This is a genomic window from Variovorax sp. RCC_210 (assembly GCF_041355175.1).
Taxonomy (GTDB): Bacteria; Pseudomonadota; Gammaproteobacteria; order Burkholderiales; family Burkholderiaceae_C; genus Variovorax.
This window is the reverse complement of record NZ_JBFUPJ010000009.1, coordinates 123,673-147,035: the sequence shown is the minus strand read 5'-3', so window position 1 is coordinate 147,035 and position 23,363 is coordinate 123,673. Positions and strand designations below refer to the sequence as shown.

Annotated in this window: 20 protein-coding genes; 12 read left to right on the top strand and 8 right to left on the bottom strand. The window is 68.9% G+C overall.

Annotated elements, in window-relative coordinates; translation table 11 throughout:
- Positions 1–103: 103 nt before the first annotated feature.
- Entirely contained in the window at positions 104–781 is a 678-nt protein-coding gene (locus AB6807_RS23810; RefSeq protein WP_116913032.1) for a heavy metal response regulator transcription factor, read from the top strand.
- A complete protein-coding gene (locus tag AB6807_RS23805; protein WP_371086485.1) occupies positions 778–2,169 on the top strand; it encodes a heavy metal sensor histidine kinase in 1,392 nt (463 codons plus the stop codon). The genes AB6807_RS23810 and AB6807_RS23805 overlap by 4 nt, the downstream gene beginning before the upstream one ends.
- Before the next feature lie 60 nt (positions 2,170–2,229).
- Here the strand turns inward: AB6807_RS23805 and AB6807_RS23800 are convergent, their stop codons facing one another.
- Positions 2,230–3,495: a cation:proton antiporter gene (locus AB6807_RS23800; protein WP_371086484.1), complete on the bottom strand. Its 1,266-nt coding sequence runs from the start codon at positions 3,493–3,495 to the stop codon at positions 2,230–2,232.
- A gap of 83 nt (positions 3,496–3,578) precedes the next feature.
- The gene (locus AB6807_RS23795) at positions 3,579–5,918 is read right to left on the bottom strand and encodes a heavy metal translocating P-type ATPase (RefSeq protein ID WP_371086483.1); all 2,340 of its coding nucleotides are present in this window, start codon (positions 5,916–5,918) and stop codon (positions 3,579–3,581) included.
- Between the two features lie 70 nt (positions 5,919–5,988).
- Between AB6807_RS23795 and cadR the strand changes: the two genes are divergently transcribed.
- A complete protein-coding gene (gene cadR / locus AB6807_RS23790; protein WP_371086482.1) occupies positions 5,989–6,462 on the top strand; it encodes a Cd(II)/Pb(II)-responsive transcriptional regulator in 474 nt (157 codons plus the stop codon).
- Positions 6,463–6,510: 48 nt separating this feature from the next.
- Here cadR and cysE read toward each other — a convergent pair whose 3' ends face one another.
- Both cysE and AB6807_RS23780 read right to left on the bottom strand, forming a co-directional pair.
- Positions 6,511–7,290, bottom strand: a complete 780-nt coding sequence (cysE, locus tag AB6807_RS23785) for a serine O-acetyltransferase (protein ID WP_371086481.1) — start codon at positions 7,288–7,290, stop codon at positions 6,511–6,513.
- Positions 7,291–7,368: 78 nt separating this feature from the next.
- Positions 7,369–8,157: an RNA methyltransferase gene (locus tag AB6807_RS23780; protein ID WP_371086480.1), complete on the bottom strand. Its 789-nt coding sequence runs from the start codon at positions 8,155–8,157 to the stop codon at positions 7,369–7,371.
- A gap of 131 nt (positions 8,158–8,288) precedes the next feature.
- Here AB6807_RS23780 and AB6807_RS23775 point away from each other — a divergent pair, with 131 nt between their 5' ends.
- From AB6807_RS23775 to AB6807_RS23760, 4 genes are read left to right on the top strand one after another with little or no spacing between them, the layout of a single operon-like run.
- Positions 8,289–9,344 carry an inositol monophosphatase family protein gene (locus tag AB6807_RS23775; RefSeq protein ID WP_116913025.1) on the top strand — a complete coding sequence of 352 codons (1,056 nt, stop codon included), beginning with the start codon at positions 8,289–8,291 and terminating at the stop codon, positions 9,342–9,344.
- A complete protein-coding gene (locus tag AB6807_RS23770; RefSeq protein WP_116913024.1) occupies positions 9,344–11,605 on the top strand; it encodes an FUSC family membrane protein in 2,262 nt (753 codons plus the stop codon). Before AB6807_RS23775 ends, AB6807_RS23770 begins: the two co-directional genes overlap by 1 nt.
- Positions 11,605–12,696 carry a mechanosensitive ion channel family protein gene (locus tag AB6807_RS23765; protein ID WP_371086479.1) on the top strand — a complete coding sequence of 364 codons (1,092 nt, stop codon included), beginning with the start codon at positions 11,605–11,607 and terminating at the stop codon, positions 12,694–12,696. Before AB6807_RS23770 ends, AB6807_RS23765 begins: the two co-directional genes overlap by 1 nt.
- Positions 12,697–12,730: 34 nt before the next feature.
- Complete coding sequence (locus AB6807_RS23760; protein ID WP_371086478.1) at positions 12,731–13,168, top strand: YbaN family protein; 438 nt, start codon at positions 12,731–12,733, stop codon at positions 13,166–13,168.
- A 20-nt stretch (positions 13,169–13,188) separates the two neighbouring features.
- Here AB6807_RS23760 and AB6807_RS23755 read toward each other — a convergent pair whose 3' ends face one another.
- Positions 13,189–13,545 carry a VOC family protein gene (locus tag AB6807_RS23755; protein WP_371086477.1) on the bottom strand — a complete coding sequence of 119 codons (357 nt, stop codon included), beginning with the start codon at positions 13,543–13,545 and terminating at the stop codon, positions 13,189–13,191.
- A gap of 157 nt (positions 13,546–13,702) precedes the next feature.
- Between AB6807_RS23755 and AB6807_RS23750 the strand changes: the two genes are divergently transcribed.
- Positions 13,703–15,421 carry a prolyl oligopeptidase family serine peptidase gene (locus AB6807_RS23750; protein WP_371086476.1) on the top strand — a complete coding sequence of 573 codons (1,719 nt, stop codon included), beginning with the start codon at positions 13,703–13,705 and terminating at the stop codon, positions 15,419–15,421.
- A gap of 22 nt (positions 15,422–15,443) precedes the next feature.
- On the opposite strand, the gene AB6807_RS23745 is transcribed toward AB6807_RS23750, so the two are convergent.
- The gene (locus AB6807_RS23745; protein ID WP_371086475.1) at positions 15,444–16,718 is read right to left on the bottom strand and encodes a DUF418 domain-containing protein; all 1,275 of its coding nucleotides are present in this window, start codon (positions 16,716–16,718) and stop codon (positions 15,444–15,446) included.
- A 220-nt stretch (positions 16,719–16,938) separates the two neighbouring features.
- Here AB6807_RS23745 and AB6807_RS23740 point away from each other — a divergent pair, with 220 nt between their 5' ends.
- On the top strand, positions 16,939–17,703 hold the full coding sequence (locus AB6807_RS23740; protein ID WP_371086474.1) for a hypothetical protein: 765 nt from the start codon (positions 16,939–16,941) through the stop codon (positions 17,701–17,703).
- 30 nt (positions 17,704–17,733) lie between these two features.
- Here AB6807_RS23740 and AB6807_RS23735 read toward each other — a convergent pair whose 3' ends face one another.
- Entirely contained in the window at positions 17,734–18,696 is a 963-nt protein-coding gene (locus AB6807_RS23735; RefSeq protein ID WP_371086473.1) for a LysR substrate-binding domain-containing protein, read from the bottom strand.
- A gap of 148 nt (positions 18,697–18,844) precedes the next feature.
- On the opposite strand from AB6807_RS23735, the gene AB6807_RS23730 reads away from it, so the two are divergent.
- The 3 genes from AB6807_RS23730 (at position 18,845) to AB6807_RS23720 (ending at position 22,355) form a co-directional block, all read left to right on the top strand.
- Positions 18,845–19,846, top strand: coding sequence for a tripartite tricarboxylate transporter substrate binding protein (locus AB6807_RS23730; protein WP_371086472.1), 1,002 nt, complete (start codon positions 18,845–18,847; stop codon positions 19,844–19,846).
- Between the two features lie 183 nt (positions 19,847–20,029).
- Complete coding sequence (locus AB6807_RS23725) at positions 20,030–20,998, top strand: Bug family tripartite tricarboxylate transporter substrate binding protein (protein WP_371086595.1); 969 nt, start codon at positions 20,030–20,032, stop codon at positions 20,996–20,998.
- 25 nt (positions 20,999–21,023) lie between these two features.
- Positions 21,024–22,355 carry a sulfatase gene (locus AB6807_RS23720; RefSeq protein WP_371086471.1) on the top strand — a complete coding sequence of 444 codons (1,332 nt, stop codon included), beginning with the start codon at positions 21,024–21,026 and terminating at the stop codon, positions 22,353–22,355.
- A 30-nt stretch (positions 22,356–22,385) separates the two neighbouring features.
- Here the strand turns inward: AB6807_RS23720 and AB6807_RS23715 are convergent, their stop codons facing one another.
- Entirely contained in the window at positions 22,386–23,282 is an 897-nt protein-coding gene (locus AB6807_RS23715; RefSeq protein ID WP_371086470.1) for an NAD(P)-dependent oxidoreductase, read from the bottom strand.
- Positions 23,283–23,363: the final 81 nt, after the last annotated feature.

The following is a 23,363-nucleotide window of genomic DNA, read 5'->3' as shown; positions in this document are numbered from 1 at the left end:
GGCAGGCCCAGCGCAATGTATGACGCCGTGCCGGGCTTTTGTCCGTCAATAGGATTACTAATTCGTAACCGCCGTAGTAAAAGCGCTTCGATACCATCTATCAATGCGAATTCTTGTGATTGAAGATGAGCCCAAACTCGGTGATTACCTCAAAAAGGGACTCGAAGAGAACGGTTACGTGGTGGATATCGCCCGCGACGGCATCGAAGGAAAGTACCTGGCGACAGAGGGCGACTACGCGCTGGTGCTGCTCGACGTGATGCTCCCGGGCATCGACGGCTTTTCGGTGTTGCAGGCCATTCGCCGGACCAAGAACGTGCCGGTGCTGGTGCTGACCGCGCGCGACAAGGTCGAAGACCGCGTGCAGGGGCTGCAGCAGGGGGCGGACGACTACCTGGTCAAGCCCTTCTCCTTTTCCGAACTGCTGGCGCGTGTGCAGGCGCTGCTGCGCCGTGGCAAGCCGCAGGAGTCGACCCAGCTGCGCCTGGCCGACCTGGAGGTCGACCTCATCAGCCGCAAGTGCATGCGCAACCGCACGCGGCTCGACCTCACGGCCAAGGAGTTCACGCTGCTGGTGGTGCTGCTGCGAAGGCGCGGGCAGATCCTGTCGCGCACCACGCTCGCCGAGCAGGTGTGGGACATGAACTTCGACAGCGACACCAACGTGGTCGAGGTGGCCATTCGCCGCCTGCGCAGCAAGATCGACGACCCCTTCGACGTGAAACTGCTGCACACGGTGCGCGGCATGGGCTACGTGCTGGAGGACCGGTCCTGGGCATGACCGTGGCAGGCGCGCCGGCACGAGCCCAGGCAGGCAAGCGCACGAGCACCGGCACGGCGCGCGCGCATTCGCTGCAGCGCCGCCTCTCGCTGTGGTTCGCCGTGCAGACGCTGTTCGGCCTGAGCGTGGTGTGCCTGGCGGTGTACCTGGTCACGGCCTGGAGCTTCGGACAGAAGCAGGAAGACGAGCTCGACCAGAAGGCCGTGCTGGTGCGCCACCTGCTGCAGGAGGCCGAGAAAGGCGGCGACCTGGTCTTCTTGCGGCACAAGCTGGACGACTTCTTCTCCATGCAGGACGAGGTGTCGCTGCGAATTTCGCATGCCGGGCGCGAGCTGTTCCGCTCGGCCGCCGCGCCCGACGGCCACTGGATGCGCCGCGACCTCGAGGTGCCGTGGACGCAGGGCGGCACGACCACGCCGCTGTCGGTGCAGCTGGGCGTGAACATGGCGCAGGAGGCGCGGCTGCTGCAGCGCCTGGCGTGGACGCTGCTGGGCGCCGTGGTGCTGGGCACCGCGCTGGTCTCGCTCACGGGCATGTGGCTGGTGCGGCGCGGCCTGCGCCCGCTGAGGGCGCTGGCCGACCGCACCGCAGCCATGGCGCCCGACAAAGACAACCCGCCCATCGACGCCATGGCCTTCGCCGAAGAGCTGCGCCCGTGGATCACGCAGTTCAACGCCCTGCTGCTGCGGGTGCAGCGCGCCTACGTGCAGCTGGAATCCTTCAATGCCGACGTGGCGCACGAGCTGCGCACGCCGCTGGCCAACCTGCGCGGCTCCACCGAGCTCGCGCTCACGCGGCCGCGCAGCAACGAAGAGCTGCAGACGGTGCTCGCGTCGAACATGGAAGAAATCGGGCGGCTGTCGGGCATCGTCACCGACATGCTCTTCCTGTCGCAGGCCGAGCGCGGCGTGCCGGTGCGCACGCGCGCCGCCGCCAGCCTGGCGGTGCAGGCCGCCGACGTCATCGACTTCTACGACGCGATGCTCGAAGAGGCCGGGCTGCGCGCCGAAGTGCATGGCGACGCCACCGCCGACGTGGACGCCGCGCTGATTCGGCGCGCGCTGTTCAACCTGCTGGGCAATGCGATCCGCTTCGCGGCGCCGGCGTCGACGCTGCGCATCGAGATCGGCGAGCAGTCAGGTCAAGACGGCGCGGGCGAATTCGCCGTGGCCGTGGTCAACCAGGGCGAGCCCATCGACCCGGTCGCCCTGCCCCGACTGTTCGAGCGCTTCTACCGCGCCGCGCACGCGCGCGACGGCTCCACGCGGCACCACGGCCTGGGGCTGTCCATCGTGGAGGCGATTGCGCGCATGCATGGCGGACGCGTGTTCGCGGCGAGCCAGGGCGGCGAGACGCGCATCGGCTTCACGGTGACGCGCGGCGGTTGAACGGCGGTTGGGCCGCAGCATGCTGCGCTGCTGCTCAGACCCGGGGCTGTTCAGGACTGTTCAGGACTTCGCAGGCGCGCCGACTTCTGCAGCGCTTGCAGCCACCGCCGGCTTGCGCCCGATGAACAGGTTGATGAGCGGCCCCGTCATCGCGGTGGTCACCAGCGCCATCACCAGCAGCATGGTGAAGAGCTCGGGGCCGATCAGCCCGGCGTCCAGGCCGATCTTCATGACGATGAGCTCCATGAGCCCGCGCGCGTTCATCAGCGAGCCCGTGGCCAGGCTGTCGCGCCAGCCGTAGCCGGCCATGCGCGCGCCGATGGCGCCGCCGGCGATCTTGCCGAAGGCGGCCACCGCCAGGATGAGCATCATGGCGCCGAAGCCCGCGCCCGAGAAAGCGTTCGACGTGGTGCCCAGCCCCGCCAGCGCGAAGAACAGCGGCATCAGCACCACGATGGAAATCGGCTCGATGCGCTCGGTGAGCGACTTCAGCAGCCGGTCGTCGCGCGGCAGGCAGGCGCCGAACAGGAAGGCGCCGAACACCGCGTGCAGGTGCAGCCACTCGGTGACCAGCGCGGTGGCGAGCAGGCCGATCATCAGCGCGGCCATCAGCGTGATCGACGGCTCGCCCTCGGGCGCCTTGGTGCGCAGCAGCCAGGCAAAGGCCGGCTTCACGCCCAGGAAGAGCACGCACAGCACCACCACCATGCCCAGCGTGGTCTTGAGCAGCCCGTGAAAGCCTTCGCCTGCACCGACCATCGCGACCACGAAGGCCAGCAGGATCCAGGCGAACACGTCGACCACCGCGGCCGCACCCAGCGACAGCTGGCCGAAGGAGGTGCGCGTCATGCCGCGGTCTTTCAGGATGCGCGCCATCACCGGGAACGCGGTGATCGACAGCGCCGCCGCGATGAACAGCGCGAACGGCCAGAAGCCCACGCCGGCCGGCGCCAGCGAGGGGTGCAGCGCGGGCGCGATGGCAATGCCCAGCGCGGCAGGCACCACCGTGCTCAGCACGCCCACGTAGCCGGCGGAACGCAGCTGCTCGCGCACGCCCTTGGCAGCGCGAAGCTCCAGCCCGACCACGAACATGAACAGCACCAGCCCCAGCGTCGACAGCGACGAGAGCCCCTGCAGCGACGCCTTGGAGAACAGCTGCGCGTGCAGCTCGGGAAAGAGCGCGCCCATCACGACCGGCCCCAGCATGAGCCCCGCCGCCATCTCGCCCACGACACTGGGCTGGCCCACATAGCGAAGCACCCAGCCGCAGACGCGCGCGGTGGTGAGGATGACGATGAGTTGCAGCAGCAGCGAGGTGGCGGACATGGAGCGGATCGCTTCGTTGACAAAAGTGCCCGCAATGTTAGTTGCAACCCGCCCCGCGACGCCAGCGCGGCGCCGCAGGGGCTTCAGCGGCTCGCGCGCATCAGCCGCAGCCCGTTCGCCACCACCAGCAGGCTCGCGCCCATGTCAGCGAACACGGCCATCCACATGGTCGCGCTGCCGAACACCGCCAGCACGAAGAACACCGCCTTGATGCCCAGCGCCAGCGAAATGTTCTGCCACAGCACCGCGTGCGCCCGGCGCGACAGGCGGATGGTCTCGGGAATGCGGCGCAGGTCGTCGTTCATGATGACCACGTCGGCCGCTTCCATGGCGGTGTCGGTGCCGGCGCCGCCCATGGCGAAACCGATGTCGGCCTGCGCGAGCGCGGGGGCGTCGTTGATGCCGTCGCCGGTCATGGCCACCGCGCCGTAGCGCTGCTGCAGGGCCTTGACGGCGGCCAGCTTGTCCTCGGGCAGCAGGTTGCCGCGCACGTCTTCGATGCCGGCGTGCGTGCCGATGCTCTTCGCGGTGGCGGCGTTGTCGCCGGTGAGCATCACGGGCACCACGCCCAGCGCACGCAGCTCGGCCACCGCGGCCTGCGACGACAGCTTGATGGTGTCGGCCACGGCGAACAGCGCGAGCACGGCCGTGTTCGACGCCAGCAGCGTGACGGTGCGCCCGGCTTCCTCGTGCCCCTTGAGCTCGGCTTCGAGCGCCGGCGTGCACAGCCCGCGCTCCTCGATCAGGCGGTGGTTGCCCAGCACATAGGCCTGCCCGCCGACCGTGGCCTGCACGCCGCGCCCGGCCAGCGCCGTGAAACCGTCCGCCTCCCCGGCTTCTTCGCGCGCGCCCTTCAGCCCCTCGGCGATGGCCTTGGACACCGGGTGGTCCGAACGGCCCGCGATGCTCGCGGCAATGGCGAACACCGCCGCCTCGTTGCCCGACGCGTCGAGCAGCGACGAGGCCACCAGCTTCGGCTTGCCTTCGGTGATGGTGCCGGTCTTGTCGAGCGCGATCGCCTTCAGCTTGCGTGCTTCTTCGAGATACGTGCCGCCCTTGATCAGGATGCCGCGCCGCGCCGCCGCGGCCAGCGCGCTCACCACCGTGACGGGCGTGGAAATGACCAGCGCGCATGGGCAGGCGATGACCAGCAGCACCAGCGCCTTGTAAAGCGCCTGCAGCCAGGTCCAGTCCATGAACAGCGGCGTGAGCACCGCCACGGCCAGCGCCAGTACGAACACTGTGGGCGTGTAGATGGCGGCGAAGCGGTCGACAAAGCGCTGCGTGGGCGCGCGCGAGCCTTGCGCTTCCTCGACCGCGTGGATGATGCGCGCCAGCGTGGTGTTGGCGGCCACCGCCGTCACGCGGAACTCGAGCGCGGCGGTCTGGTTGATGGTGCCGGCGAACACCGGGTCGCCCACGGTCTTGTCGACCGGAATGCTCTCGCCCGTGACCGGCGCCTGGTCGATGGCGCTGCTGCCCGCGGTGACGACGCCGTCCAGCGGCACGCGCTCGCCGGGGCGAATGCGCGCAACGGCGTCCAGTGCCACGGCATTGGCCATCACGGTGTGCCAGCTGCCGTCGGGCTGCTTCACCTCGGCCTGCTCGGGCGCCAGCGCCAGCAGGCTCTGGATGGCGTTGCGCGCGCGGTCCACCGCGCGGGCCTCGATGAGTTCGGCAATCGCGTACAGCGCCATCACCATCGCGGCCTCGGGCCACTGCCCGATGACGAACGCGCCGGTCACGGCCACCGCCATCAGCGCGTTGATGTTCAGCCGCCCGCGCACCAGCGCGGCAAAGCCCTTCTTGTAGGTGTCCAGCCCGGCCAGGCCGATGGCGCCCAGCGCCAGCACCATTTCCGCGGCCATGAAGCCCTTGCTTTCGAAGCCCATGAACGAGATCGACTCGGCCGCGATGGCCAGCACCAGCGCCGCCACCAGGCGGGCGAGCCCCACGCTCATGCCCGCGATCTGCGCCGGCGCGGCCGCCGCCTGCGTGCCGGATGCGGGGCCGCCCGCCGCGTTCAGCGGCTCGGGCTTGAAGCCGGCCTTGCGAATGGCCGCCAGCGCCTCGGGCAGCGCGCCTTCGTCGGTGGTGATGGCCATGGTGCGCTCGCCGAGCCGGAAGCGCAGCGCCTTCACGCCCGCCACGGGTTCGAGCGCGCGGCGGATTTCGGACTCTTCCACCGCGCAGTCCATGGTGGCGATGCGGAACAGCTGCGCGCCCTTGGGCACGCCGCCCGCGTCACCCAGGTCGGGTGACAGCGGAATCGGTCCGTGGCTGCTCGCGCCGCCGCAGCAGGCGTCGGCCGCGTGGGCGTGGGGCTTCGCGTGCGAATCGGCGTGGCCGTGGCCGTGGTCGTCGCCATGCGAATGGGTGTGCGCGTGCGGCGCGGGCTGCTTCAGGGCGTTCTCGTTCGTCATGCAATCGATTGGAAACCCTGAAGCAGGTGTAGAGTCAAACGCTCTTTTCCACTCGCTGATTTGCCGCATCATGAAAATCGGAGAACTGGCCAAGGTCGCGAACACACCGGTCGAAACCATCCGGTACTACGAGCGCGAGCGGCTGCTGCCCGAGCCCGCGCGCACCGATGGCAACTACCGCATCTACGACGAAGACCATGCCCAGCGCCTGGGCTTCATCCGCCGTTGCCGCTCGCTGGACATGACGCTGGACGAGATCCGCAGCCTGCTGAAATTCCGCGACGCGCCGCAGGAAGACTGCGGCCAGGTCAACCAGCTGCTGGACGACCACATCGGCCACGTGGCCGCGCGCATCGCGGAGCTGAAGACGCTGGAAAAGCAGCTGAAGGCTTTGCGCCTGCAGTGCGGCGGGCCGGAGTCGGCGAACGCCTGCGGCATCCTGCAGGAGCTGGACACCGCGGCGCTCGCGCCCGAGGGCTTCGGGCAGCACGCGGGGCATGTGCATGGGTCGCTGCACAGCGCGGCGGCGAAGCGGTCGGCTTAGAGGTCGGCTTAGGGCTTTCGCCTCGCCCCGAACACCGACCCAAGGGCGTTACTTGCCCACCAGCTGCGTCAGCTTCTCCGCCTCGAAGCTCTCGCCGAGCGCCGCCTCGCGCGGCACGCAGTCCCTGGTGCCGGGCTGGGCCGACAGCTTCTCGATCGCCTTCCACAGCAGCGCGATCTGGTGTTCCTGGCTCGACGCGTTGTCGATCAGCCCACGCATCGCCTGGCTCAGCGGGTCGTCTTCCTGCGTGATGCCGTAGGCCGAGAACTTCTGCGGCGGCGCCACGTCGGCGCTTTCGCCGGCCACCGAGCTCTTCGCCGGAATGATGCGCGCCGGAATCCCCACCGCCGTCGCTCCCGCCGGCACCGGCTTGATGACCACCGCGTTGCTGCCGATCTTCGCGCCGTCGCCCACCACGAAGCCGCCCAGCACCTTCGCGCCCGCGCTCACGACCACGTTGCGGCCCAGCGTCGGATGCCGCTTGGCACCCTTGTAGAGCGAGGTGCCGCCCAGCGTCACCCCCTGGTAGATGGTGCAGCCGTCGCCGATCTCGGCCGTCTCGCCCACCACCACGCCCATCGCATGGTCGAAGAACACCTGCTGGCCGATCTTGGCCGCCGGATGAATCTCGATGCCCGTCAGCCCGCGCGCGCAATGCGCGATGAAACGCGCCGACCACTTGAAGCCATGGTTCCAGCACGCATGGGCCCAACGGTGCAGCACCAGGGCATGCAGCCCCGGATACAGCGTGAGCACCTCCCAGGCGCTGCGCGCGGCCGGGTCGCGTTCGAGAATGCACCGGATGTCGGCGCGCAGTCGAGAGAACATCGCTGCCTTTGTTGTCGTTATATCGATAGGGGCGCGCAGTCTATAACCCGTCGTCATCGCGTACGGGCAATGGGGGTTTTACTCGCCCGAACCTTCACCCGAACCCTCAGCCGAGCGGTCACCGGGCGCGGGAGCCTGGCGAGCTTGCCGCGGGGGGCGCGTCGCGTCGCTCATGGCCTTGGCGATGCCGCGCAGGATGTGGATTTCTTCCGGCGTCGGCTGCGCCCGGTTGAACAGCTGCTGCAGCCGCGGCATCAGCTTCTTCGGCGCCTCGGGGTCCAGGAAGCCGACCTCCACCAGCGAGCGCTCCCAGTGGTCGAGCATGCCGGCCACGGCCTGCGCGTCGGCCGCCTGCACCGGCTCGGCCTCGCGCACCCCGTAGCCGCCGAGCGCCAGGCGCCATTCATAGGCCACCACCTGGATGGCCGCGCCCAGGTTCAGCGAGCCGAATTTCGGGTCGGTCGGAATGCTCAGCGCCACGTTGCAGCGGTAGACGTCTTCGTTTCGCATGCCGAAACGCTCGGAGCCGAACAGGAAGGCCACGTGCTGGTCGCCCTGCTTGCCCAGCGGCTCCAGGTGCTCGCGCGGCGTGCGCGTGGGCGGGCCGAAGTCGCGCGGGATCATGGCGGTGGCGCACAGGTGGGTGACGCCGTCGAGCGCTTCGTCGAGGGTTTCGACGATGCGGGCATTGGTCAGCACGTCGAGCGCGCCGCTCGCGCGCTGGATGGTTTCCTCGCGCCGCAGCACGTTGGCCCAGCGCGGCGCTACCAGCACGAGGTCGTCGAAACCCATGGTCTTCATGGCGCGGGCGGCGGCGCCCACATTGCCGGCGTGGCTGGTCTGGATCAGGATGAAACGGGTGCGCATGGCGGGTTGGAGAGGCACAGGGGAGACACGAACGGGCGGACCCGGTAAAATCCTGCGATTCTCGCCGCCCGCATCGCCGGGTCGCTTCCAGGGGTTCCCAGAGGCCCCTTCCCTGTTCTTCTCACAATCCAATGTCGTCCCCCAACCTGCATCCCATGCTCAATGTGGCCGTCAAGGCCGCACGCGCCGCCGGCGCGATCATCAACCGCGCTGCCCTCGACGTCGAGGCCGTGCGCATCTCCCAGAAGCAGGTCAACGACTTCGTCACCGAAGTCGATCACGCCAGCGAGAAGGTGATCATCGAAACGCTGCTTGGCGCGTATCCGGGGCACGGCATCCTGGCCGAGGAATCGGGCACCGAGCATGGTGCGCAAGACTCCGACTACGTGTGGATCATCGATCCGCTGGACGGCACCACCAACTTCATCCACGGCTTTCCGGTGTACTGCGTGTCCATCGCGCTGTCGGTGCGCGGCAAGATCGAACAGGCCGTCATCTACGACCCGAGCCGTAACGACCTGTTCACCGCCACCAAGGGCCGCGGCGCCTACCTGAACGAGCGCCGCATCCGCGTGTCCAAGCGCGTGAAGCTCAGCGAGTGCCTGATTTCCACCGGCTTCCCGTTCCGCACCGGCGACAACTTCAAGCAGTACCTGGCCATCATGGCCGACATGATGCCCCGCATGGCCGGCCTGCGCCGCCCCGGCGCCGCCGCGCTCGACCTGGCCTACGTGGCCGCGGGCTTCACCGACGGCTTCTTCGAAACCGGCCTGAACCCCTGGGACGTGGCCGCGGGTTCGCTGCTGGTGACCGAGGCCGGCGGCCTGATCGGCAACTTCACCGGCGAGCCCGAGTTCCTGGAGCAGCGCGAATGCCTGGCCGGCGCCCCGCGCGTGTACGGCCAGCTGGTGCCGCTGCTCGCCAAGTACTCCAAGTTCGCCAACGTGGACGACAAGCTGCGCGCGAGCGACCGCGTGCGCGCGGTGTCGGCCTCGACCAAGTCGAACCCCGAAGAAGCCTCGGCCGACCTGTACGCCCGCAGCACCGTGGTCGACTTCGCCGACGAATCGGCCGAAGGCAGCGCACCCGCGGTGGCCGCGCCGCCCGCCCCCCGCAAGCTCACGCGCATTCGCCGTGACGCACCCGCCGCCGGTGGCCCCGCAGAGGGCGACAACGCCGCCAAGTGATGGCGGGGCCCCACGCCGCGAGCGCCGAGAGCCGAGTCCGCGCCGCGCTGCGCATTGCACTGAGCCACTACGTCGCGAGCGGGCTCACCGTGGCGCTGGGGCTGCTGTTCATTTCGGGCGGCATTCACTTCTGGCTGGGCACGCTCGCGGCCTCGGCCGCCGCCACCGGCGTGATCGTGACCGCGCCGCCCGACCTGCCCGGCCCGCGCCGCGGCAAGTTCCTGCAGATGCTGCCGGCGCCGCTCATCGGGCTGCCGCTGTTCTTCGCGGTGCAGATGCTGCACACCGCCCCCATCCGCCTCGGGCTGCTGCTGGTGCCCGCCACCTTCATGGCCTTCCTGCTGATGGCCTGGGGCAAGCGGGGCATTCCCATTGCCATCGCGGTGATGTTCTCGATGATCTTCTCCATGGCCACGCCCACCCCCTCGGGCATGGCCGACGCGCTGGAGCGCACCTGGCACTTCGGCATGGGTGCGGGGCTGTACGTGGTGTGGGCCACGCTCGCCAACCTGGTGCTGAACGGGCGCTTTCGCACGCAGTCGGTGGCCGACGTGCTGTATTCGCTGGCCGCGCTGATGCGCACCGAGGCCAGCCAGTTCCTGCCGCAGGACGAAACCCGCGACGTGCGCGACACCCCCGCCCCGCTGCTGGGCCAGCTGCTGCGCGAGCAGGCCGCGCTGGCCGACCAGCTGCAGGCCACGCGCGACATCGTGCTGGAGTCTCCGCGCACGCCGCGCCGCCAGCGGCTGGCCGCGATGCTGGTGATCGTGCTCGAGATGCGCGACCAGCTGCTGGCCAGCGAGCTCGACCTGGACACCCTGCGCGCGCACCCCTCGCACGCCGAGGCGCTCATCGAGATGCGCACCGTGCTCGAGGAGCTGGCCGCAGAGACCACCGCGCTGGCCGACGCCCTGCTCATGCGCCGCCACCCCGAGGCCGTGGCCGACCGCCGCCCGCGGCTGGCGGCCATCCATGTCTCGGCGGACGACAGCGCCAGCAACCGCCTCGGCGGTGGCCACATCGGACCCACGGCCGCCATGCTCGCGCGCGGCCTGGCCAGCCGCATCGGCCACATCAACGACGAGGTGCTGCGCCTGTCGGCCATGGCGCGCGGCGACGTGGAGCCCAACCTGGCCGTGGTGCGCGCCAACTGGCAGATGTTCGTGAGCCCGACCGACTGGTCGCTGCGCCCCTTCTTCACGCTGTGGCGCTGGGACCAGCCGCCGCTGCGCCACGCCATTCGCGCCGCGCTGGCCATCGCCGCGGGCTACGCCATCGCGGTGTCGATGCCGTGGGGCTCGCACGACTACTGGATCTTGCTGACCATCGTGGTGGTGCTGCGCGGCAGCCTCTCGCAGACGCTGGAGCGCCGCAACGCGCGCGTGGCCGGCACGCTGCTGGGCTGCGTGCTCGCGGTGGGGCTGCTGTCCGCGCATCCGTCGGCGCTGATGCTGCTGGTGTTCGTGACCGTGGCGCAGGCCATTGCGCACAGCTTCGCGGTGCGGCGCTACCTGGTCACCGCCGTGGCCGCCACCGTGCTGGGCCTGGTGCAGGCCCACATGCTGAACGTGGGGGTGGCGCCCATCTTCGCGCTGTTCGAGCGCATTGCCGACACGCTCATCGGCGCCACGCTGGCCTGGGGCTTCTGCTACGTGCTGCCCTCGTGGGAGCGCACGCAGATTCCGGCGCTGGTGGCGCGCGTGCTCACCGCGCAGGCCCGCCATGCGCGCCTGGCGCTCGGCCTGGGCCAGCTGCAGGCCGTTGACAGCAGCCCCGAGCTCGAATGGCGCCTGGCGCGCCGCGAGGCCTACGACAGCCTCTCGGCGCTGGTGCAGGCGACGCAGCGTTCGCTTTCCGAGCCTCGCGCGGTGCAGCCGCCGCTGGAACCGCTGGAGCACCTGCAGGCCCACAGCTACCAGCTGCTCGCGCAGCTGAGCGCGGTGAAGTCGATGCTGGTGCTGCGGCGCGACCGCCTCACGCCGGCGGACATCGAAGGGCCCATCAGCCGCACCTCGCAACGCATCGAAGCCGCCATCGGAACTCTGCCCACCACCGGACCCTCTCACCCCGAGAGCGCCGGTTCCACCGCCGTGGGCGGCCCCATTCCGCTGCCCGACCCGTTCGACAACGACATCAGCCCCTGGCTGCTGCGCCGGCTCGACCAGGCCACGGCGCTTTCCACGCAGCTGCGCGACGACGCAGCGCGCATTCTTCAACCTCTGAACGAGACAACGGAACAAGCAAAGACGACCCCCGCCTGATGACCAAAGAGATACTCGCCCACCCGTGGTTCGGCACCTGGGTTGCCGCACTGATCGCAGTTCCCCTGGCCCTCCTGGCCCACCGCATCGGCGGCCTCGTGTTGAGGCGGATCACCCGCCCGGCCCCGACCATCCACACGATGGTGGTCAACTGCAACGCCGCGGCGCGGCTGGTGCTTCCGCTGGTGGCGCTCAACGTGGTCTGGCAGGGCGCGCCCGACGACCTGCGCTTCATCGGCAACGTGCGCCACTTCACCGGGCTGCTGCTCATCGCGTCGAGCACCTGGCTCGCGGTGAAGGCCATCAGCGGCTTCGCCGACGGCGTGCTGGCGCAGAACCCCTCCGACGTTTCCGACAACCTGCAGGCGCGGCGCGTGCTCACGCAGACCCGCGTGCTCGCGCGCACCGCCGCCACCGTGGTGCTGGTGGCCGGCGGCGCCATGATGCTCATGACCTTTCCGGGCGCCCGCCAGGTGGGTGCCAGCCTGCTGGCCTCGGCCGGCGTGATCGGCATCGTGGCCGGCCTGGCGGCCAAGCCGGTGTTCAGCAACCTCATCGCGGGCCTGCAGATCGCGCTGGCGCAGCCCATTCGCATCGACGACGTGCTGGTGGTCGAGGGCGAATGGGGCCGCGTCGAGGAAATCACCGGCACCTTCGTGGTCATCAAGATCTGGGACGAGCGCCGGCTGATCCTGCCGCTGACCTACTTCATCGAGAAGCCGTTCCAGAACTGGACGCGGCACTCGGCGCAGCTGCTGGGCGCGGTGTTCATCTACGCCGACTACGGCATGCCGCTGGCGCCGCTGCGCGAAGAGGTGGAACGCATCGTGAAGGCCGCGCCCGAGTGGGACGGCCGCTTCTTCAACCTGCGCGTGACCGACGCCACCGAGCGCACCATGCAGATCCGCGTGCTGTGCACGGCGGCCACCTCGGGGCTGGCCTTCGACCTGCGCTGCAGCGTGCGCGAAGGGCTCATCGACTTCATGCAGCGCGAGTACCCGCAGTTCCTGCCCAAGATGCGCATCGAGAGCGACGGGCCGCAGGAGCGGGAGCAGCCGAGGCAGATGGCGGCCGCGCCCGGCGTGGCCTGATTCGCATCGAAGGCGACACGGTGAGACTGCTGCGTTGAAGCCCGCCCCCGAACGCAATTCGCCGCTCACGCGGTTCCTGCTGTACGCCTTTGCCGTGCTGTGCCTGGTGCTGGGCCTCATCGGCGTGGTGCTGCCGGGCATGCCGACTACCGTGTTCATCCTGATGGCGGCCTGGGCCGCCGCGCGCAGCTCGCCGCGCCTGCACGCCTGGCTGCTAAACCACCGCCTGTTCGGCCCGCTGCTGCACAACTGGGAAAACGGCCGCACCGTGAGCCGCCGCGCCAAGTGGAGCGCCACCATCACCATGGCCGTGTGCGCGGTGATCGTGTCGTTCACCGCGCACCGCGCATGGCTCGCCGTGCTGGCCATCGCGTGCATGGCGACCGTGCTGGCGTGGTTGTGGTCGCGGCCTGTGCCGCCTGTGCCTACTGCGACGCCCTCGCCGCCTTCGCCTCCCTCACCTCCCGCTTGACGACACGCCGGGGCCGCCGGTCAGCAACCGCAGTGAAGCGCGATGCAGTTGCCCTCTGAATCCTCGAACTCGGCCACCGACCCGAAGGTTTCCACCCGCGTCACCGGGAACAGCACCGCACTGCCTTGCGCGACCGCCTTGGCGAGCGTGTTCTCGATGTCTGCCACGCTGAAATAGATGCGGGTGCCGGACCTCGAGGGCTGATAGCTCTCGCCTTTCACAAGCGCTCCGCTCGCACCCGCGCCGCCATCGCTGTGCGGAAAGAACGCCATGTCGTTTCCGTCGATGGTCGCGCGTTCGAATGCGCAATCGAAAACGGCCTCGTAGAAACGAATGGCACGCGCCATGTCCTGCACGGGTATCTCGAAGTAGGTCACGGGGTTTGTCATGGCCGCCAGCCTAGCAGCCGCGGCGCAGACGGCGCCGGTCTGAGCGAGCGCACGTCGCCACAGGTGCGGCCGTATAGTCGCGCAACTCGTGCGCCGGCAAGCGGGCCGGCCATCGATATAAAACCATCAGGGAGCCGCCAGCAGCATGACCACGCATCGACCCGACACCAGGCCACCTCGACGGCCGCTCGACATCTCCGACGTTCTGCGGCTGCAAAGCTTTCATGACAGCCACGGCCGGTCTGCTGCGTTCTCCGCGGACGGCCGCAAGCTCGCCTTCTGCAGCCAAAGACCCTTGTCGACGGCCACTGCACACCGCGACTGGCCGATGACCGGCATCGCTCGCGGTGAACTGCACATCGTCGACATCACCAGCGGACACATCAAGCAGGTCGCTTCACCGGACGACCTCTTCTCGCCAAGTTGGTCGCCCTGTGGCAACTACCTGGCCTTCGGCGAGGCCAGCGAGCAAGCGGTGCGACTCACGCTCATGGACTTGCGCACCGGCGCTCGCAGTTCGCCGCTGCCCGGCCAGCTGCAACTCGTCGGCATGCCCACGTTTGCATGGCTGGGGCCGGGGCGGCTTGTGTGCGCGCTGGTGTCCGGGGCGCGGGCGCCCGACACGCTCGACCTCGAACGCCGTGGAGCGAACCGGGCCGCGCGGTTCTGGCAGTCGTTGGAAACGCCTGGGCAATGCACCGCGAGCGCGCTGCAATCGCTCGGCGATGAGCCAGCCCACAGCAACCCGGACCGCACCGAGTTCGTCATCTACGACACCGCGCTGCGGCGCTGCACGCCGCTCGACCCGGCAGCACAGGAACCGCGCGCCCACGATTTCCGCAGGCGCTTCGAATCCTTCGAACGCGAGGTTGCGCAATGCGATGGCGCTGTGCCCAATGGCGCCTTGCTCGCCGTCCATGCGCCGTCGAAACAGGCTGCCTTTCTTGTCGAGGACGAGCAAGGCAGCCGTATCACGCTGTTGAACACCGAAAGCCATGCACAAACCGTGCTCTTCCACGTCAACACCCACCTGCAGGAGGTGCGCGCAGGTCAGGTCAGAGACATTGACTACGTCGACGCGAAAGGCAAGCCCGCGCGCGTGCGCATGCTCCTGCCGCCCGACCATGTGGAGGGCGTGCCCTGCCCGGCGGTGTTCTGGGTGTACCCCGGTGCCGTTCCCGGCCCGTCTGCGCGGCACCTGCTGAAACCCCATGAGGCCGGCCCGTTCAACCTGCAACTGCTGGCGGCGCGCGGCTACATCGTGGTCGAGCCTGCACTGCCCATCGACCCGATGCCGGGCTCTCCGGACCTCGCGCAGGCGCTGGCCGGCCACATCAAGACCGCCATCGAACATTGCCTGCAATCGGGGCTGGTCGACGCGCGACGCATGCATGTGTTCGGCCATAGCTTCGGCGGCTGGGCGGTGATGAGCCTGCTGACAACCACCGGCTTCTTCAGGTCGGGCATTTCGATGGCAGGCATGTCGAACCTGGTGAGCCTGCACGGCAGCTTCGACCCGCGCTTCAGGTACGACGAATCGCTGCCGCAGGGCAACCGGTCACCGATGCTGGTCGAGGCCATCTTCGGCTTGAAGACGCCGCCCTGGAAAGACCTGGACGCATACGTTCGGCACAGCCCGTTGTTCGCGGTCGAGAATATCTCGGTCCCTCTGATGATCGTCCAGGGCGACCAGGACTACATCCCGATCTCGCAGGGCGAAGAGATGTTCACGGCCCTGCAGCGGCTTGGCAAGAAGGCGAGCTTCGTGCGCTACTGGGGCGAGGGGCACATGCTGTCGGGCAAGGCCAACATCGAGGATCGGTGGCTCCGGATCTTCGACTGGCTGGAAGAGCATTCGCGCTGAAGCTGTTGCCGGCAACGGGCCGTCAGCCGCCGGTCTTGTCGAGCCTTCGCCGCATCGGCGGCACCTCGAGGTTGGTGAACGCCCGCAGCACCCACTCCACCGGCCCATACGCAAAGCGGCGCATCCACCAGCGGCTCAGCACCAGCTGGCATCCGAAGATCGCGAAGGCGATGGCCGTGGCCGCGAGCGGGCCCATGGTGCCGATCCATCGCAGCCCGTAGGCCAGGAAGAGCCAGGCGCACACCGTCGACTGCAGCAGGTAGTTCGACAGCGCCATGCGTTCCGCGGGCGCGAGCCAGCCTTCGAGCACGCGACCGCGCGGCGCCAGCATCCACAGCACCAGCGCGCTCGCGTAGGCGGCGGACAGGAGCGGCGCGGTCAGCAGCGTGGCGGAAAGGCCGTAGATCTCGCGGATCGTGTTGTCCAGCCGCGCCGAAGGCCACGCGTACACCGCGGCCCCCGGCAAGCCAATGACCAGCCCCCAGAACACCACGCGCCGGAGCAGGCCGCGGTGTGCCTCGGCATTGGCGAAGAGCCCGCGCCGTCCGGCGCTGAAGCCGATGAAGAACATCGCCAGCGCGGTCGGCGCCTGCACCAGCCCCGTGATCCACCAGATCTGCATCAGCTCGCGCACATGCTGCGCGATCACCGTGAGGGGCGTGCCTCGGTAGGCGGCCAACGCCCGGCCTGCCTCGGCGTAGGCGCCGCGCATGTCCGACAGGCCGCCGCCCAGCGTCAGCAGGTAACCGATGCCGGCCCACAACAACGAAGTCGCCAGCACCAGCCCGACGGCGGCGCGCATCAAGAAGGCATCGCCGCGCCGCCTCACCATCAGCAGCACCATGCCGATCACCGCGTAGGTGGTGAGGATGTCGCCGTGGTACAGCAGCACGGCATGCAGCAGGCCGAGCACCCACAGCCCGAGCAGCCGACGCGCCATGCGCGGCGCAAAGCGCTTGCCGTCGCGCTGCGCGGACTGCATCTGCAGGCTGAAGCTGTAGCCGAACAAGAACGAGAACAGCAGGTAGAACTTGGTCTCGAACACGAAGGTGCGCACGAACGAAGCGCAGCGCTCCAACAGCGACACGGCCATCGGGTCGGGCACGCCCGCGCCGTAGTAGGTCGAGGAGAAAGTGGCGATGTTGACGACCAGGATGCCCAGCAGCGCGAAGCCGCGCAGCGCGTCGACGAGGGACTCGCGCTGCGGCGCGATCTGGCCGTCGTGGACGTCGTGGCCGTCGTGGCCGTCGTAGCCGTTGTAGCCGTCGTGGCCGATGCAGGGCGGCGACGGCGCCATCAGCCGGCCGGCCGCGTGTCGAAGCGATCGTTGATTTTTTGCATCTTGCGAGTTCTTTGTAAAAGCAAAGTATGTGATTGACCGCGAATCGCAAACTCTAAACGCGCGCCCGACAAGCAGATGTGAAAAGACCGTGGCCCGCGCCAAGAAACGACCGCCGTTTCACCGATACTTCGCCCCTTCAAAAAAACGCCGCACCCGCGGCAAGAGGGAGAAGCAAATGATTTTTGTCTGGTCGGGCCTTGGTTTCCTGGTGGTGCCCATCGTGTTCGTTACCTCGATGGCGGTCACGATGCTGCTCGAGCGCCTGCTCGGCGCCATCGGGCACAGCGAGTGGCTGACGGCGGCCATTGCGCTGGGCATTTTTTCCGGCGCGGCGGCCAACTGGTTCATCGGCCGCAAGCTCAACAGCAAGCCGCCGCGCGAGCTGGTCGACCCCAAGACCCAGGAGACGGTGTTGCTCTACAGGCGCCACAAGTTCTTCTGGGTGCCGATGCAGTACTGGTCGTTTCCGGTGGCGGTGATCGGCCTGTTCGTGCTGTTCGCGCAATCGACCCAGGCCGCGCCGGCGGACGGCGGCAAGGCGCTGCCGCCGCTGCAGGCGCTGGTCGAATGCAAAGGCACGGCCAGCGGCATCGCGGCCTACGCCGACAAGCTCGAAGCAGGCACGCTCGCGGGCTGGACCCAGAGCCCCGAGCTGAGCGCCTTCATGTCGACCGTGTGGCGCATGCCCAAGCCGATCACCGTGGCGGGCTTTCAGGTGCAGGACGTGCGCTTCGGCAGCTACGAACTGGGCAACTACGCGGTGCACGCCGTGACCGACAGCACCGACATCGATGCGGTCGCACGCCAGCTGGGGCTGCGCGGCGTCGAGGGCCGGGGCCTGGCGCGCGAGGCCAGCAAAGGAGCGTGGATCGTGGCAGGCAAGCTCAAGGGCCGCGTCGAAGTGGGTTGCGAATACCCGAACCCGAAGCTCGCCGGCTGAGCACGCACTCTCACCAGTCTCGGAGCGGCATCAGGCCTTGCGCTTGCGCTTGCGCACGATGCCGCGAATTTCCTCGATCAACAGGCGCGCGCCCTCGGTCAATTCGCCCAACTCGCCGCCTTCACCCGAATCGACGGTGCGCCGCACCGTGAGCCCCACCGGCCCCTCGGTGCTGGTGGTGTCGATGGCCACGCGCTGGAGCTCGCCGCGCGCGAGCAACCCTTCCACCGCGCCCTGCGGTGCGAACCACACGGCGTCCGAGCGCTGCAGCAGGCCGACCACGAAGCTGGTGTCGGTCGCCTCCACCAACTGGTTCGGCAGGGCCATGCCCTGCGCGATGAGAAAGGCGTCCGCCGTGTGCCGGATCAGCGTGCCCGACACGGGCAGCACCAGCGGGCAGGCGGCCAACGCGTCCAGCGTCGGCTTGCGTCGCGACGCCAGCGGATGCCCCGGGCGCACCACCAGCCGCAAGGGCTCGCTGTAGAGGTGCTCGAAGGCCAGGTCGGCCATGGCCGAGGCCTGAGCGAGCCGGCCCAGCACCAGGTCGATTTCGCCCTGGCGCAGCTGCGTCATCAGCTGCGCGTTGGTGCCGCTCACCACGCGCACGCGCAGCGCCGGGTGCGCGGCGTGCAGCTGCGCCACGGCCTGCGGCAGCAGCTCGCCCGCCATGTTGGGCAGTGCGCCGACGGCCACGCGCAGCTGGTCGGCCTCGGGCTGGTCCATGGCCAGGCCCAGGCCTTCGCGCAGGCCGCGCAAGGCCGAGACGGCGTGGCGCACCAGCACCTCGGCCGCGGGCGTCAGCTCCACGCCCCGGCGGCGGCGCAGCAGCAACTGGCGCCCGACGATCTCCTCCAGCTCGGCCACGGTCTTGGACACCGCCGGCTGCGTGAGCGACAGCGCCTTGGCCGCGCGCACCAGGTTGCGCTCTTGCGCCACCATCACCAGGCACTGCAGGTGGCGCATCTTCAAGCGCCCAAAGTTCATGGCTGACATGGGGTTTCCTTCTGGAGCGGCATCGCTGAAATATAACGAGCCGGAATACCTGGCGGATGAGCTTTCAGTTGTGAAGCGCCCGGCGCCCTTCTAGAGTTGCCTTCAATACCGCGGTCGCCACAGGCCGGCACACAACGAAGAGAGACACATGACCCACCGCCTTTTGAACGCCTTCGGCGGCACGCGCCGCCGCCTTGCCATCGCCACATTCGCTGCCTGCGCCGCGCTCTGCGCGGGCAACGCCGCTGCGGCCGACGCGCCCTACGCCACCAAGGCGGTGAAGCTGCTCACCAACTTCCCCGCGGGCGGCCCCATCGACATCCTTGCCCGCGCGCTGGCCGACGCGCTGCAAAAAGACCTGAAGCAGCCCTTCATCGTCGACAACCGCCCCGGCGCGGGCGGCAACATCGGCGCCGACCTGGTCGCCAAGAGCCCGGCCGACGGCTACACCGTGCTGCTGGGCATCGACACCACCTTCACCATCAACCCGCACCTGTACGCGTCGATGCCGTTCGCCGCGAAAGACCTGAAGCCGCTGATGATCTTCAGCTCGTCGGGGCTGAGCTTCGGCGTGGCGTCGAACGTGAAGGCGAAGACGCTGCCCGAGTTCATCGCGCAGGCCAAGGCCGAGCCGGCCACCTTCAGCTCGGCCGGCAACGGCAGCCCGGGCCACATCGCTGCTGAAATTTTCGCGAGCGAAACGGGCGCGAAGATCACCCACGTGCCCTACAAGGGCAACGCGCCGGCGGTGCTGGCGCTCATGGGCAACGAGGTGCAGGCCGGCATCCTGGCCACGCCGGGCCTGCTGCCGCAGGTGCAGTCGGGCAAGCTGCGCGCGCTGGCCGTCACCGGCAAGCAGCGCTCGCCGCTGCTGCCGCAGGTGCCCACCGTCGGCGAACTGGGCCTGAAGGACCTGGAGTTCGAGGTGCTCTACATCGCCATGGTGCCCGCCGCCACGCCCGAGCCGGTGATGCAGACGCTGCGCCAGTCGCTGCAGAAGGCCATGGCGCTGCCCGAGCTCAAGTCGCGCCTGGCCTCGCTCGACATGGTGCCGCTGGGCGAAACCGGCGCCGTCGCCAGCGAGCACCTGGCCGCGAGCCAGGCGCGCTACGGCCGCATCGTGAAAGCAACAGGCATGAAGGTGGATTGAGGCCTTCGGGTTAACACGGGCAATGGTTGATTTGAACAATCAGATGCCGCGTCTTCAGAATCGTCCGCAACCGCGGACCTCGCGGTCACACACACCGGCCACCGCCTGAACGACGACTAGGACCTGCCCATCATGCTGACGAACACCCCCTCCACCCAACGCCGCGCCGGCCCCGCTCGCTGCATGAGCCGCCGTGTCGCCGGCCTGCTGGCCATCGCCGCCGCCACGATGGCTTTCGCCGGCGGCGCGGCCGCGCAGGCCAAGCTCGACAGCCCCCTGCACATCGTGGTGGGCTATGCGCCCGGTGGCGCCACCGACCGCGTGGCGCGCATCGTAGGCGACAAGCTCGGCACGAAGCTGGGCGTGGCGGTGGTGGTCGACAACAAGCCCGGCGCGGGCGGACGGCTGGCGGCGCAGCAAGTGAAGATCACGCCCGCCAACCAGAACGTGCTCATGCTCGCCAACCCCGCCGTGATGGTGGTGGCGCCGCTGGTGTTCAAGGACAACAACTACGACGCCGAGCGCGACTTCGTCCCCGTGTCGCACGTGAACGACTACGACTTCGCGCTGGCCGTGTCGCCCACCCTGCCGGTGCGCGAACTGAACCACCTGCTGGCGTGGATGCGCGCCAACCCCGGGCAGGCCAACGTGGGCGTGCCCGCCACGGGCAGCCTGCCGCACTTCTTCGGCCTGATGGTGGGCGAGAAAGCCAAGGTGCAGACGCAGGTCATCGGCTACCGCGGCTCCGCGCCGCTGCTGAACGACCTCATCGGCGGGCAGGTGCCCATCGCGGTGGACACCGAAGACGTCGTGCTGCCGCAGCATGCCGCGGGCAAGCTGCGCATCCTGGCGCTGTCGGGGGCCAAGCGCTCGCCTTTCGCGCCGGACATTCCCACCTTCAAGGAAGCCGGGCTCGATCTGTCCGCCACCGGCTGGAACACCTTCTTCGCCCCCACCAGCATGCCCAAGGCCAAGGTCGAGCAGCTGGCCGCGGCCATCCGCGAAGTCATGCAGGACCCGGACACCCAACGCAAGTTCAAGGACTCCGGCATGACGCCGGTGGTCAGCACGCAGGCGCAGACCGCCGCGATGCTGAAGGCCTACAAGACGCAGTGGGCGCCGGTCGTGCAGAAGTCGGGCTACCAGCCCTGAGCCGCCCCAAGGAACCTGTAGAGACATGACCCGACCCAACATCATCTTCATCGTGGCCGACGACCTCGGCTATGCCGACCTGGGCTGCTACGGCGGGCGCGACGCCGCCTTCGGCCCCGTGTCGCCCGTGCTCGACGGCCTGGCGGCCAACGGCCTGAAGCTCACGCAGGGCTACGCCAACTCGCCCGTGTGCTCGCCCACGCGCTTCGGCATGATCACCGCGCGCTACCAGTACCGCCTGCGCGGCGCGGCCGAAGAGCCCATCAACAGCAAGAGCCGCGGCAGCACCACGCTCGGCCTGCCCACCGACCACCCCACGCTGCCGTCACTGCTGAAGGCCAGCGGCTACCAGACCGCGCTCATCGGCAAATGGCACCTGGGCTACCCGCCCACCTTCGGGCCGCTGCGCTCGGGCTACGACGAGTTCTTCGGGCCCATGTCGGGCGGTGTCGACTACTTCACCCACTGCGACTCCACCGGCCGCCACGACCTGTGGTTCGGCGAGGAAGACAGGCAGGAAGAGGGCTACCTCACCGACATCCTGTCGAAGCGCGCGGTCGACTACGTCGAGCGCATGGCCGAACACCAGAAGCGCGAACAGGACGCGCCCTTCTTCCTGAGCCTGCACTACACCGCCCCGCACTGGCCGTGGGAGACGCGCGACGACGCCGCGAAAGCGCCGCTGGTGAAGGACAACCTGTTCGACCTGGCCGGCGGCAACATCCACGTGTACCGCCGGATGATCCATCACATGGACGAAGGGATCGGCTGGATCCTGGCCGCGCTCGAGAAGCACGGGCTGGCCGACAACACGCTGGTGGTGTTCACCAGCGACAACGGCGGCGAGCGCTTCTCGGACAACTGGCCGCTGGTGGGCGGCAAGATGGACCTGACCGAAGGCGGCATCCGCGTGCCATGGATCGCGCACTGGCCCGCCGTGATCGCCAAGGGCGGCGAGAGCACGCAGCTGTGCATGACGATGGACTGGTCCGCCACCATGCTCGACGCCGCGGGCGTGGCGGCCGACCCGGCCTATCCGCTGGACGGCGTGTCGCTGATGCCCGTGCTGAAAGACGCGACCCAAAGCTTCCGCCGGCCCTTGCACTGGCGCATGAACCACCGCGGCCAGGAAGCCCTGCGCGACGGCGACTGGAAGTACCTGAAGGTCGACGGCAACGAATACCTCTTCAACATTCCCGCGGACGAACGCGAACGGGCGAACCTGGCAAAGAAGGAGCCGGAGCGCCTGGCCGCGATGCGTGCGGACTGGGCAACGTGGAACGCGACGATGCCTGCGATTCCGGAGGATGCGACGGTGAGCCTGGGGTATTCGGTGAAGGACATGCCGCAGCGTTGAAGGCGCGGCTCGGCGCCTGAGGTTCCCGGATCAGCGCCCATCACCCATCGCTGCGGGCTCCCCCTCCCGCAGCACCTTGATCACCCCGATCACGTCTTCGTCCCCCTGCCCTCGCCGCATCGCCTGCGCGAACACCACGCGGTTGGTGCGTGCGGCGGGCAGCCACAGGCCGAGCGCCTGCGCCTCGTCGCAGACGAAGCCGATGTCCTTGAATGCCTGGCTGATGGCGGCCTGCCGCTCGAAGTCGTCGGCCAGCAGCTTGGGCGCCTTCATGCGCAGCACGTCGTTGGCCAGCGGGCCGGCCTGCGCCATCTCCAGGAACTGCCGCACATCGAGGCCGATGGCGCCCGCGAAGTGCACGGCCTCGGTGATGGCCTCGAAGCTCGCGATCAGCAGCAGGTTGTTCGCGAGCTTCATGCGCATGGCGCCCGGCACGGCGCCGCAGCGCACGGTGCGCTTGCCGATGGCATCGAAAGCGGGCTGCAGCGCGTCGATCTGCGCGGCGTCGGCCGCGGCGGCCAGCACCACCAGCTGGCCGGTCTGCGCCGGCGTCTTCGAGCCCGACACCGGCGCCTCGACATAAACCCCGCCCGCCTCCCCCACGGCGCGCTCCAGCGCCTGCGAGTACGCGGGCGCCACCGTGGCCATGAGCACCAGCGTCTTGCCCTCGACGGGAATGCCGATGCGCCCGCCGGCATCGCGCGCGAGCACGGCGTCGATGTCGCCGTGGCCCGGCAGCATCAGCACGGTGGCGTCGCTGGCCGCGATGGCCTGCGCCGCGCTGGCGGCCACGTCGATGCCCGCCTCGCGCAAGGGTTCGCAGCTTTCGGGGCGGCGGCTGTACACGGTCACGTGCAGCCCGGCCTTCTTCAGGTTGCGCGCAATGGGGTCGCCCATCACGCCGATTCCGATCACGCCTATCTTCATGGTTTCCTTTCAGGGGAAGGCCAATCTAGGGCATCCGACTGTTCTCATAAAATGAATTATTCAGAACGAATGCTTCGTCTC